Origin of the sequence: Paenibacillus sp. FSL H8-0260 (genome assembly GCF_045040625.1) — a bacterium.
Classification (GTDB): Bacteria; Bacillota; Bacilli; order Paenibacillales; family Paenibacillaceae; genus Paenibacillus_AQ; species Paenibacillus_AQ odorifer.
On sequence record NZ_CP150298.1, the window covers coordinates 5328210 to 5341057 of the forward strand.

Annotated in this window: 10 protein-coding genes; 2 read left to right on the forward strand and 8 right to left on the reverse strand. The window is 43.6% G+C overall.

All coding sequences use genetic code 11. The features are described 5' to 3' along the window. Nucleotides 1–2: 2 nt before the first annotated feature. The 4 genes from prmA to MHI51_RS23760 form a co-directional block, all read right to left on the reverse strand. Entirely contained in the window at nt 3–1055 is a 1053-nt protein-coding gene (prmA, locus tag MHI51_RS23745) for a 50S ribosomal protein L11 methyltransferase (RefSeq protein WP_076220293.1), read from the reverse strand. 209 nt (nt 1056–1264) lie between these two features. Further along, on the reverse strand, nt 1265–1843 hold the full coding sequence (locus MHI51_RS23750; RefSeq protein ID WP_076220294.1) for a DNA-3-methyladenine glycosylase I: 579 nt from the start codon (nt 1841–1843) through the stop codon (nt 1265–1267). Between the two features lie 103 nt (nt 1844–1946). After that, the gene (locus MHI51_RS23755; protein ID WP_143761906.1) at nt 1947–3623 is read right to left on the reverse strand and encodes a DUF4179 domain-containing protein; all 1677 of its coding nucleotides are present in this window, start codon (nt 3621–3623) and stop codon (nt 1947–1949) included. Then, nucleotides 3583–4143: an RNA polymerase sigma factor gene (locus MHI51_RS23760; RefSeq protein WP_076128962.1), complete on the reverse strand. Its 561-nt coding sequence runs from the start codon at nt 4141–4143 to the stop codon at nt 3583–3585. Before MHI51_RS23760 ends, MHI51_RS23755 begins: the two co-directional genes overlap by 41 nt. A gap of 154 nt (nt 4144–4297) precedes the next feature. Here MHI51_RS23760 and MHI51_RS23765 point away from each other — a divergent pair, with 154 nt between their 5' ends. Continuing rightward, a complete protein-coding gene (locus MHI51_RS23765) occupies nt 4298–4729 on the forward strand; it encodes a hypothetical protein (RefSeq protein ID WP_405173301.1) in 432 nt (143 codons plus the stop codon). Between the two features lie 213 nt (nt 4730–4942). Here the strand turns inward: MHI51_RS23765 and MHI51_RS23770 are convergent, their stop codons facing one another. From MHI51_RS23770 to MHI51_RS23785, 4 genes are all read right to left on the reverse strand, one after another. Next, entirely contained in the window at nt 4943–5854 is a 912-nt protein-coding gene (locus MHI51_RS23770) for a methyl-accepting chemotaxis protein (protein ID WP_076220488.1), read from the reverse strand. A gap of 551 nt (nt 5855–6405) precedes the next feature. Beyond that, a complete protein-coding gene (locus MHI51_RS23775; RefSeq protein WP_076220487.1) occupies nt 6406–6777 on the reverse strand; it encodes a hypothetical protein in 372 nt (123 codons plus the stop codon). 97 nt (nt 6778–6874) lie between these two features. Further along, a complete protein-coding gene (locus MHI51_RS23780; protein WP_036683923.1) occupies nt 6875–7054 on the reverse strand; it encodes a YfhD family protein in 180 nt (59 codons plus the stop codon). Nucleotides 7055–7092: 38 nt separating this feature from the next. After that, complete coding sequence (locus MHI51_RS23785; RefSeq protein WP_036683926.1) at nt 7093–7452, reverse strand: hypothetical protein; 360 nt, start codon at nt 7450–7452, stop codon at nt 7093–7095. 283 nt (nt 7453–7735) lie between these two features. Here MHI51_RS23785 and MHI51_RS23790 point away from each other — a divergent pair, with 283 nt between their 5' ends. Beyond that, entirely contained in the window at nt 7736–12268 is a 4533-nt protein-coding gene (locus MHI51_RS23790; protein ID WP_342410071.1) for a S8 family serine peptidase, read from the forward strand. The last annotated feature ends 580 nt before the right edge of the window (nt 12269–12848 follow it).

Genomic DNA, 12848 nt, shown 5'->3' on the forward strand with positions numbered 1-12848 from the left:
TTTTACCTCTTTCCGGCTGTAAATGCCACCCAATCTTCTTCACGGGATACTTCCATAATCTCAAAGCCGGACTCTTGTAGTGCGTTAGCCACAAGTCCTTCTTTATCCTTATAAATACCAGAGGTAATATAAAAGCCTCCTGGCTGAAGTGCACGATACACATCATCCGTAAACAATACGATGATTTCTGCCAAAATATTCGCAACTACAATCTTCACCGGGAGTGTAACACCGAGGCTATCCTCTGTTACTTGCTCCGCAGGTGTTCCCTCAAGAGTGTGACCCGGTCTAGCGGATGGCCACATTTCTCCAGCAGCCGTGTCAGCTACACCTTCACCGCCTAGCAAGGAGAGCAGGTCGCTTTCTTTTACCGTAATGAACTTTTCAAGTTTATTCAGTGCTACATTCTCCCGCGCACTTTCAACAGCTACAGGGTCCAAATCTAACGCCAGCACGGATTTCGCACCGAGCAGCATTGCACCTACAGCCAATATTCCTGAACCCGTACCAACATCGATTACTTCTTCGCCGCCGCTAATATTCTTCTCGAGCGCACGCAGGCACAAAGCTGTTGTAGGGTGAGTCCCTGTACCAAATGCCATACCAGGGTCCAACTCAATGATTGCTTCATCGGGGCTCTCAGGCGTATATTCCTCCCAAGTTGGTTTAATCGTGAGACGCTCCGATACCCTGAGCGGTTTAAAATATTGCTTCCAAGCATGCGCCCATTCGTCTTCATCTACGGTTTTCCAAGAAATCAGCGATTTGCCCGGATCAATGCCGTACTCACGCAATTCTGCTACCCGTGGAGTCAGCTCTTCTATAACAGCATCCATATCCGTGGAATCGGCATAATAACCTTTGATTACCGCTTCCCCTTCTGGGATATCATTCAAAGGTTGGTCGTATAATTCACCGTAACGCGTATTCCGCTCTTTACTGAGTGTTCCGGATTCTTCAATAGAAACCCCACCCGCTCCTGCTTCATATAAAAAATTCGAAATCATTTCTTGTGCATCTTCTGTTGTATGTATCGTCACTTCATGCCATAACATCTTTATGTGATCCTCCTAAAGTTTTGTGAGCGTTAGCTTCATTGATTGACTTCGTGCAAAACTGGCTTCGTAAGCATAGACTTAGTTTTGTGAGCGTTAGCTTCATTGATTGACTTCGTGCAAAACTTACTTCGAAAGCATAGGCTTAGTTTTGTGAGCATTCGCTTCATAGTATAACATTTCTTCTTGGGGTAACGCCAAACTACAGATCAACGCTCTGCCATGCCCGGGCTGCTCCTGCAAAAGCAATCGAGCGAATGATCATCTACCATCCCCGATGCCTGCATAAAAGCATAACATATGGTAGAGCCGACAAACTTCATGCCTCGCTTTTTTAATGCTTTACTCATTGCGTCAGACTGAGCCGTCGAAGCAGGAACATCCGCACGTGTCTTCCAATGGTTAAGCGTAGGCGCGCCCCCCACAAAACTCCAGAGATAATCTGAAAAGCTGCCTGTTTCCGCACTAATTTGCAAATATACTTTTGCATTACGAATGATAGAATCAATCTTTAAGCGATTTCTAATAATCCCGGGATCGTTCATCAGCTCAGCAATTTTCGGCTCATCATAATGCACAATTTTTTCCGGATCAAATCCATCAAATACCTCTCTGTAATGTGCCCGCTTTTTTAAGACGGTGTACCAGCTTAACCCTGCCTGCATGCCTTCAAGCATAAGTAATTCAAACAGCTTCCGGTCATCATACAGAGGTTTGCCCCACTCTTCATCATGGTATGCGATATATAAAGGATCCTCATTAACCCAAGCACAACGAGTGATTTCCATCCTTTTCTCTCCTTTACGCTAATCCTTGCTGAGTCCACTCAGCATCTACTCACTGTAAACGAAAAAAAGGGAAGAACACAAGGTTCCTCCCTAAAAAAATTTTCTATGGCCGCAGCTGCACTCTTGTTTCTTTATCCGGATCGTCAGTCGTATAGAAGAATATATAAATAGAAGCTTCTGTACCTTTGAAACCCTTGTAAACATCAATGGCCTTATTGTTTCCATCCCCAGTGAAATTAACGGTCAGAGGTTTACCTAAAATACGCTCTTTCCCCAGTCCGATATGGGTCTGGTTAATTCCACCGAAGCGAGCATCTTCACTTTCAGTCTCTACATAAAGATCGGCACCCTGCATATAGTACGTCCATTTTACCGGATATCCGCTAAGCTGCTGGATAAGCGTCTGTTTCTTATCAGATATATTCGTCAACAGAAGTGGTGTTTTTTCGTCCTTGTTAATTTTATAGCTGCCGTGCTGAGTCACCTTGTATTTAGCAACAAAGGTAATTGGCGTCTCTTCTGTGATTTCAAGGTCAACTGGCCGCTCAAAACGAAGCACTGTTAATTCCGGCTCACCTTCTGGAGATCTCCAGAAATTGCCCTCCAGCGTCTTGCCTGCTACTTCAAGAGTAGACTTTTGATACGGGAAATTGTTGCCTTTCTCTTTACTTCTAATAGCGATTCGAATTTGAGTAGGCGTCACTACCATTTTCTCCAGCGTGTAATTAGGTTCGCCCTCTTCTAGCGGCAGATTCAATGAAGTATTTATGGTTCCGCTCTCCATCTGCTTTTTGCTTAATTGAAGATCAAAAGCTAGGGGCCCCTCAACCTTTTTCTCTTGTTTCATGTACTGCAGCTTGTAATTCACTTCTCCGCTGGAAATATCAGCCGCCTTAAAATATTGCTGGGACGTATATTCCCCGTTTTCTCCCGGTGTACCGAAAGCACCTCCAGCCAGCGAATTTATGAGCGTTCCGTTTTTGTAAGCGACTATATTTGGAAAGACCCATTCTTTTGTTTCTGGCTGATCAAAAATGATCGCTGAAGAGAATAATATTTTTTCTTGTCCTTGGGTAAAAGGTTTCACCTCTATGCTGCGCATTCCTTCCTGTCCAATAGGAAAATTTTGTGTCTCCTGCGATTGGATATCCAGCGGTAAATCTAACTCCTGTGTGCTAAAGGCTTGCAGATTATCTGCAACTAGTTGCACATTCACAGTATCCTTTTTCGGTGTCCAATCACTCTCGAAATATCCGTTGTAATGTTGATTTTTCTCATCCCATAACACATAACTGAACTCACTAGGACCATTCGCCCCATCTGCGCCCTTCAAAGTCATTCCATTAACATTCCAATTTTCATTTTCCAAGCGTTTTCCTACATCCAAAGTGAATAAGATAACCGTCCGATTCTCATCCACAATCGCTGTATGTAGCTTCAGAGTTACTCCATCCTGCGTCACTGACTGGTTCAGTTGTTGTCCGAGATTTTGGGCCAGCGCTGCTTGAACGCCTCCTCTCCCATGGAGCAAATTATCCCAATCATAATGCACTGCTGCATATACGGGTGCCGCTGCAATAAGCACTGAAAATGAAGCCACCACAGCTATTTTACTCCAGTTTCTCCCTCTGTTCCCGCTACCATTCGCCATACGAAGTTGTAGGGGAGTCATTGTACTGTTTTCTTGCTCTAAACGTCCCCACATGCGCTCAAAATCTGGATAAGGCACGCCTTTATCTTCATTTAAACGATGCTCCAGCATATTTTCTAACTTTTTCAAAAGCTTCGCCCTCCTTTAGTTCAAGTTGAACCCCAGCCTCCTGCAGGATTCTCCTCATTACCGTTAGCCCTTTATGCAGCCTAGATTTGGTCGTTCCAAGTGGAATGGACAGCAGATCCGAAATTTCAGCCAGACTGAAATCATGCATATACCTAAGTGTGAGCACCATCCTAAGTTTGATAGGGACCTGGCTCATATATTGCGCCCACTCGACCTCCGTCTCACGCTGCTCAATCTGCTGCTCCACAGCTGTTTCTGCCGTTTTATTAAAGAAATGAAGGTTGTCCGTAATCTTCTGTTGTAAAGTCCGTTTTCGTTTCAAATGATTGAGGCAATGGTTGACCGTTATTTTCATAATCCAAGCCTTGATATGCTCCACGTGCTCACGATTACTGCGAAATACGGTAATAAAGACATCCTGAGTCAAATCCTCTGCATCCGCCGCGTCATGCACCATATAGTAGCAAGTCCGGTATACATCTTTATTGTAGGTTTCAAATAACTCCCGGTTACTCTCCAAATTTTACGCCCTCCTTTCTTGACTGAGATATCTATATGACAACCAATCCTTGGAAAAGGTTCGTTTTTCTGAGCATAAACTATCGCTACTCTTAAAGACATAGAGAAAATCAAACAGGCTTAATAATCTGAATGAAGCAAATGGAGGAAGGACAATGACTCTTTTAACTACTGGTCCGATAGAAAACAATGTTAACTCAGAAAACAACACAAGACTTACACAACAGGTCACGGTCAAAATTGCTAATGGTAGCGGTCAGATTGCTTCCACAGTTCTGATCGAAGGCTACTACATGAATGAAGAAAGAATTCAATATGTAGGCGATCTGCTAGATGTGATGCCAAATCAGGTAATAACTAAAAATTATTTTGCGGATTTTGATACCTTCGAATTTTTTTTCACAACTGCTAGTTTGCCAGACCATCCAATCCAAATCTCATTTTGGGGTAAAGACAGTGCAGAGAAATTAGTAGCCCAGCATCGATTAGCTACAGCAGAATTACTTGGATATGATGGGGCAACTGGGGCAACTGGGGCAACTGGGGCAACTGGGGCAACTGGAGCGACTGGGGTGACGGGGGGCTAAAGGTGGGACTGGCTCTGATGGGGCGATTGGGGACACCGGAGTTACTAAGGTTAGTGTTACTGTAGACGGAGTCATCACAAATCATAGATATATGATTCCTACCTTGATTGTTAACAAAATCGGATAATACCAACAATAAAAGGGTCCATCTCTTTCAAGTAGGAGACCGACCCTTTTTTGCCGATATTCAATCTATCAACATACATACTGCAACTAGAGAATATCCATAACCTCGCGCGCTTGTGTGTCGAGATTTTGTGCAGAAGAAGCAATCTTCGAAAAATCCTCCAACGCCACCAGAACCTGCTGCTGACTATCTTCTATACTTTCTTGTACTTGATTTGTACCTATAGAGATCTTTCCAATTTCCAGCGTGATCGCATTCACACTATCCCGTACCTTTATGATCGAATCTTGTACCATGGAAGATAATTTCCTTACTTCTTTTGCCACTACGTCAAAACCTCGCCCATACTCCCCGGCATGCGCTGCTTCAATAGCTGCATTTAGGGCTAATAATTGCGTTTGCGATGCAATATCGCGAATCGTTTGCACGATGCTATGAATCGATACAGCTTGCTTTTCAAGATTAGCTAGAGTATGTGTATTTTCTATCGATACTTCGGCGATTTTGTTGATGCTTCGTAATAATTCTTGACTGCGTTCAATACCTAAATCTGCTCTTTGATTCAAGCTGTCTGCCATCTCTTGCATCCGTTGCACAACATTACTCATGTTACTTTGTCTTTGGGTAATATTAGTTGCTATTTTAGATACTCCGATGACTTGTTCATTGCTTTCATCAAATACTGGCATGTAGGTAGCTTCAAGCCAAACCGCATTTCCTTTCGAATCCATTCGTTCGATCTTATCCTGAAAACTCTTCCCTGTAAAAAGATCCTGCCAAAACCGTTCGTAACCTGGGCTATCTGCGAAATGTGGAAAACAGAACTCTTTATGATGCATTCCGTACATTTCATCTTTTTTATATCCCATGGAATTTGCAAAAACTTCATTCACATAAGCTACCCGGCGATCAAGGTCAAACCGGATAATAGCTAAATTTCTTTCTAAAGATCTAACAACAAGCTCATCAGTAACTCCTTGAGAGTGTACCAGCCCCATTCTAATTCCCCCTGAAAAAATTCAATAGTTGATTGGTCGTAGTTAGTATATTCGAACAATTATACATCCTTAATCTGTAGTGTGATATTAGCTATTTTACTTAAAATATTTATAACATCTGCAGACGTTAATATACTCGAAATGATGATAATTAGGGAAAACATCCCTAATGATGTGCAAGATTCGAAGGTTGATCTATCATTTAGGGAAATACTCCCCAAAAACTCATGAAATCAGGCCTTTTTCTATCTTTTCGAGCGTTTTTTAGGGAGGTTTTCCCTAATTAATCATTTTCCAACCTCAAACATGCCGAAAATGTTACCCGATTCCAACAGAAAAATAGCTACAGCTACGTCGACTATGAGACCCCCAAATTCTTCTTAGCGGTAACCTTACTTATAAGCTAAAAAATTGCCTAACTCAGTTCATTTTTACTGATCTAATAACAAAAACCCCAGCTGCAATATCAGCTAGGGTTCAAACTCTCAATTTCATTTTCAAATTCCTATCATTCTCAATCCCATGTAGCAAAGTATGGAAGTTCCTCCGATTCAATTGGATTTATAATCTTTTATTTTAATCCCCAAAACCATATCCTTCTGATATGCGGCAGCTTGCTTCAAACCAATAATCCTTGGGTCTGAAGGGTAGTGACGTTCAAGATATAACAAAAATGCGTGATGAAACCTAATTTCGGCATCCAATTTATTCAGTTCATTCGGATGATTCTCTAGTTCGGTTAATTCTGCTTCCCATCGATACAAATCGCTCGCCTCAGAGCGCTCCATACGAACCTTCTCTGTCAGCTCCCGCAACTCAAGATAGGCGCGTTTTACTTTTGGAGAGTACAACTGCTTCTGGTTCAAATAGGTTAATAATGCGATCAATAAGGCTAACCCAGTCCACAAAATAACGTTATCCATCTTCTCCCCCCACACTTAAGCTCTTCGCCCTAATTATACATGCCCAAACGCAAAAATACCCCACAAAGTGAGGTATCCGCCTTAGCTTTTTTAGCTGCTATTCTTTCTTCATAATCTCATTCAGCTGACGTTTGTCCGCTTCTTGTGCGCGATCCTGAGCTTCAATATCATCAAGATCGGCTTCCGCCGCCGAGAATTCTACATCCTCTGCTTTAGCTTCGTATAACATTTTCAATTTCTCCGTCTTGGAGAAGATTTGTGAGTTCTCTCTATCCATTGTTCGTCTCCTTTCTTCTTACTCAATGAAGTGCCTGATCAGACCATCCCGCCTGCTTCTTCAATTAAGCGCAGAGCCTGATCGTAGGACTCCGTATGCACAATAACCGTAAGCAAAATATCTCTCCCCGTTGGACCACCGTTACCACCATGACTCATCCCGCTAGAGCTGGTGTCCGCAGCTGCAAGTATGCCTGTGTGTGCATGCTCAGCAGTCATGGAGTCCATTCTGGCCACATTGCCTGTCACCGGATTTACCCCTGAGCTAAAGCTGGTACCTCCATATCTACTGAAGCGATCAATGGAAACTTCAATGGCCCGAAGTGCACGAAGCTTGCGCGCGACGCCTTCGGCTTCCTCTGGACTTTTAAAATACGCCAAAATATATCTTTCCGACATCTTATCCCCGCTCTCGCTTGAAATTCAGATATCTGTTGCATTCATTTATATTGTCTTAATTTCACTTGTTTTATGCTCTGATTTTCTTATATTCCACTTATCTACTAGGAATTCGACATTTTCTTCAACGCTTCGCTGCAATATGGTACTAAAGTTGTATATTCGATTTGAAGTTATAGCTGTAGAATAAATTTAATTTTCATAATTTTTTACATTTTAAATTGAGGAGGAGAACCACAGACACATTGCAATACAAAAAATTCATTTGGGAGGATGAACTTATTTGAAACGTACCTTTAAACACTCTATTCAAAGATTTGGTATTGGAGCGGCAAGCTTCGGACTGGCTGTGTCTGTTCTTTTTCCATCAGCTGCATTTGCGAACTCATCCCTTGAATCTTCAACCCTGGTTACGGATGTACAGTCTCAAAGTGTAACCCCTCATAACTATGCTGGAATACTCAAAGGTTCAGCACCAGTTTCAGTAATTGTGGAATTGACTAATAAACCAGTCAGTGTGTATGTAAATGAGGCAAAAACTTATTCTTTACGATCCTCAGTCTCCTCACAACGCAGTAAAATTATCTCAGAGCATAAAAGCTTTATTTCCTCAACACAGAAAATCGATGCCGATATCGGTTTTGAATACAGTGAGATTTTTAACGGGTATTCCATTACGCTGCCAGCCAATCAAGTAAACAAGCTGTTAGAGCTTCCAGGCGTTGCGGCTATCTATCCAAATGAAGAAGTACATGCACTAGCAGACAGTGTTGAAGTAGCGACATTACCTGTTACACGTTCCTATTCAGACAGCGGCAAGCTAATAGGCGCGGACAAACTACATGATTTAGGGTACACAGGCAAAGATATACAGGTAGCTGTTGTCGATACTGGTATTGATAAGAATCACCCTTTGTTAAAAGATAATTATAAGGGTGGCTATGATGTATATGATCAGGATGATGATCCGGCTGAAACAGCCCCTGATGCTAACTTCCCTCCAAGAGCAGGTACTCCTTACGAAACCTCGCATGGTACACACGTTGCCGGGACAATTTTAGATGTGGCACCTGAGGTAGAATTGTATGCGTATCGCGTACTTGGTCCCTATGGATCTGGTTCCACAGCGGATGTAATTGCGGGTATTGAGAAAGCAGTCGATGACGGAGCAGATGTTATTAACCTTTCTCTAGGCTCTAGTGTCAACCAAAGCTATTCCGCGAGTTCAATCGCGATAGACAATACCGTAAAATCGGGCGTGAACGTTATTGTTGCCGCCGGTAACGCTGGTCCTGATGCAGGAACACTGGGCGAACCCGCTGGTGCCCAACTCGCGCTTAGTGTTGGAGCTTCTACTACTCCGATAAATACCCCTTTCTTTGATATTGGCGATGTTAAAAAGATTCCCGGAACATTAGCCAGTTACTCCCCAGATTTAATCGATAATATTGCTGGCAGTAAGATCGTTTTCGCTGGTCTTGGGAGTCCTTCCGATTACAAAAATCTGGATGTCAAAGATAAGGTAGTGCTTGTTGATCGGGGCTCGCTGAGCTTCTCAGACAAATCTCTTAATGCCAAAGCTGCTGGTGCGAAGCTTCTGCTGATTGCCAATAATGAGCCTGGTGAAATCAGCCCCACCCTTGGTGCGCCTGGGGATTACATTCCTACCTACGGAATCAGTCAAGCCGATGGCAAAAAAATAAAAACTCAGATGGCTGCGGCTAAAGATATAATCAGTTACTATATAGCGCTTGAAGTAAATCAGTTAGCAAACTTCAGTTCTATGGGTCCAGGGATGCCCGATTATCTAATAAAACCTGATGTTGTAGCGCCCGGAGTCAATATCAACTCGACGATCCCTAGCTGGGATGGGAACTATGACCATGCTTTCGGCTTAAAAAATGGCACTAGCATGGCAACCCCACATGTTGTAGGAGCTGTGGCTTTGTTACTGAGTAAAAACTCTGATCTGAAGCCAAATGAAATTAAAGCTCTGCTGATGAACAATGCTGATCCTATTTTTAACCGTGATGGGAATTCTTACTCCTTGTACCAACAAGGTGCAGGTTTAATTAATCTGGAGAAGTCGATAAACGCTAAATCCATTGCTAAAGTCGGTGAGATCCTTAACAGCGGTCTTCCGGGTACTGTTGAAATTCCTTATTACACAGGTTCCTTATCCTTCGGCTTACAGCCAAAGGGTGTTACTGTAACGAAAGCTGTCTATGTAGAGGACTTTAAAGGGAATGGAGAAACATACACCCTGTCCACCAAATGGCTGACAGAAGCTCCTACTGATATTAGTATTGATTTTGCACCAAACAGCGTTACCTCAGGGGCAGATCAATATGCACAATTCACACTCAATGTATCTAAAACAGCAAAAGAGGGCGCACATGAAGGCATCCTGTTACTTACCTCTGATACAGAAACCCTTCGTCTGCCATTTAACGTTGTTGTAGGTGACCAATTTAATGTAGCACCTATTAATCAGCTCTCTTTTGAAAGTCCACAAATTTCACCTAATGGTGATGGTCGCTCCGACGACACCACCTTTTCCTTTTCTGTCAATGAAGAGTTGGAAGGCATAAGTTTCGTTGCCTCTTCAAAAGATGCTCCTGCAACAGTTTTAGGTGAAGTTTATGCGATCGATGAGAAGATCTATCGTGGTGTATACGAAGTTCCAAATTGGGATGGAACATTAACAGACCTGGAGACCTCCGCCAAGTCTACTTTAGCAGATGGTCACTACTACATCATTCCTGTGCTTCCCAATGGGCAACTGCTTGAGAAACAAAAGACCGAGTTCACAATTGATACCGAGAAGCCGCAAGTTTCTGGCATCACCATTGAGGAGTATGAACGTGAAGCGCCAACCGATCCTGGCGTGGCACAAATTAGTGGTTTCATTGATGATGACCTAATGGCCTATTATATTTCTAATACAAACCCTATTGGAAACTGGTTTACCGTATATGCCGAAGGCAAACATTATGATGGGAATGCTTATAAATTTGGCGGTGTGATTGCAAATAACGGTGCCTTTACCATTGATGTTCCTGTTAACGAGGGGCTAAATGAGTACAAAGTCCATGTGGTCGATAAAGTTGGCAATGGTGCAGACGACGATGATTACGTTCAGCGGCTGCTTTATAGCACAGGGGACGGAACTTTCACAGTAACTCCGGCTCTTTCTGCATCCACCATTGAAGTAGGACAATCTGTGACCGTTGATTTAGATTATTCTGTGACAGACGAGGTTTATGGCGTCTATGGGGCTTCATTCGGTGTCATATACGATGATTCCCTTGAAACACCAGTAATCCAGCCAAGCGTACAACTGGTTACGTATCAAGAGGAGCATTTCTCTAGTGTTCCACTTACAGAATATTCACAAACGTATGACCTTGGAGACGGCCACAAACTGACACAATATAGTGTCAATCTGTCAGGAGGTGCTTATCACGGCTCTGGCTCACTAGCCCAAATAACCTTCGAACCAGCAACAGCAGGAGATTATTCCTTTGAGCTATATGATGTCCAGATTTGGAATGATGCCACAACATCAACTATCCCATCTGGTTTGAGAACAGTAAGTGTAACTGTAAACACACCTGAAAAACCTACACCAACGCCAACACCAACACCATCAGCAACGCCAGATCCAACAGAAACACCAACACCGACACCATCGCCTACATCGCCTCCATCTTCTGAGTCGTATGTACCTACAGCAGCCAGCACTCCCACTCCTGGACCTTCTTCGAAATCCGGGAAGCTAGTAGAGACAGCCGATCCAGCTGGTGGTAAAGCTTCAGCGGTGTTTAATATCTTAGATACTGCATTAACAAATTCGATTCAGAATGCAAAAGATAAGACTTCTGTACTTGATCTTAGCGATGTGAATTTCAATAAGTATAGCCAAGTTGTTATTACGCTTACCCCGGCGCAAGCTGAACAGTTGAAGAAATCGGAGAATGCACTCAGCCTTAACGGTAATGGGTTCAATGTTCTTATTCCAGCGGCAACCCTTCCGGATTTCATTAGCAGCAGTGGTTTGTTGCTTACGATAAGTCTGGCTGATGCTAGTGATGCAGCAGTGTTATCAGGAAGCTCAGCTGCGATCAATATTGGTTCTTCCATTCTTACCATCAAAAATGGTTGGACAACCGGAAAGCCGGTTACCCTTCAGCTTAATCTAAAAGACAGCAGTCTACGTGATGCTCGAAAAACTGCCGCCTATGCAGAAACAAAGGATCATAAATGGTCCTATCTGCAACCTGGATCTTTCTCTAAAGAAGGTATTCTACAGTTTACAGTTACTGGTGACGGCTCTTATAGCGTGGCATCCCGTAATGTAAGCTTCAAGGATATCGGCACACACTGGGCTAAAGGCGATATCGAAGTTCTTGCTGCTCATGGCATCATTGCCGGCAAAGGAACCGATGGCAGCTTCAAGCCTGCTGACACCTTAAATCAAGCGGAACTGCTAACGCTCTTCGACCGTCTACTCGGAAAAGGTGACACTTGGAATGCACGTATCAAACAAAGTGGTTCACGCGATGTGCTGACTCGCGAAGAAGCAGCCCTTATCATTGCTGAGGCCCTAGGCGCTGATCTTACAGTGGCTAAGACTCCTTTGAGCTTTAAGGATGCCGATAACATCGCTGCAGAAGCACGAAACGCCGTAGCCTATGCTGTAAGCAAAGGTTATCTCAAGGGCGTTGGTGCGGACAACTTCAATCCACAAGGCACTCTGACTCGTGCACAAGCAGCAACCATTCTGAGCCGTGTGTTTGAGGACCTACGTTCTTAACCAGTATCTAGTTGAACTCTCAAAGAAAGCCCCAGCAGCCATTTGGCTGCTGGGGCTTTCTCGTCTTAAGGTCACATCTGCGGCGTATACGAGGCAACTATCGGACACAGTTGCACTTAAACGCTGATTTATGCGACTTTTGCCATGCCAACGGACCCCATAGTCACTATTAGCACGTAAAACACCAATCATGGGCGCTTTTCTGAGCAATAGCTGCACTGGAGTCCGAAACTTCGCTCAAAAGGAGAAAAATGTGCAAATAGCGTCATCTGGGTCCGTATGCCTCCAGCCTCTTCCGGGTCCTATCCACGCAGAAGATTATGCTCGGCACTATCGGACACCGTTGCACTTAAACGCTGATTTATGCGACTTTTGCCATGCCAACGGACCTCATAGTCGCTATTAGCACGAAAAACACCAAATATGAGCGCTTTTCTGGGCAATAGCTGCACTGAAGTCCGAAACTTCGCTCAAAAGGCGATAAATTTGCAAATAGCGTCAGCTGGGTCCGTTTGCCTCCAGCGTCTTCCGGGTCCTATCCACTCGGATGATTATTCTCGGCGCTATCGGACACTGTTGC

Bases quoted from the DNA above. Each gene is read 5' to 3' on its own strand.
- prmA (WP_076220293.1), bottom strand. From the start codon at position 1,055: ATGTTATGGCATGAAGTGACGATACATACAACAGAAGATGCACAAGAA.
- MHI51_RS23750 (WP_076220294.1), bottom strand. From the start codon at position 1,843: ATGGAAATCACTCGTTGTGCTTGGGTTAATGAGGATCCTTTATATATC.
- MHI51_RS23765 (WP_405173301.1), top strand. From the start codon at position 4,298: ATGACTCTTTTAACTACTGGTCCGATAGAAAACAATGTTAACTCAGAA.
- MHI51_RS23770 (WP_076220488.1), bottom strand. From the start codon at position 5,854: ATGGGGCTGGTACACTCTCAAGGAGTTACTGATGAGCTTGTTGTTAGA.
- MHI51_RS23775 (WP_076220487.1), bottom strand. From the start codon at position 6,777: ATGGATAACGTTATTTTGTGGACTGGGTTAGCCTTATTGATCGCATTA.
- MHI51_RS23780 (WP_036683923.1), bottom strand. From the start codon at position 7,054: ATGGATAGAGAGAACTCACAAATCTTCTCCAAGACGGAGAAATTGAAA.
- MHI51_RS23785 (WP_036683926.1), bottom strand. From the start codon at position 7,452: ATGTCGGAAAGATATATTTTGGCGTATTTTAAAAGTCCAGAGGAAGCC.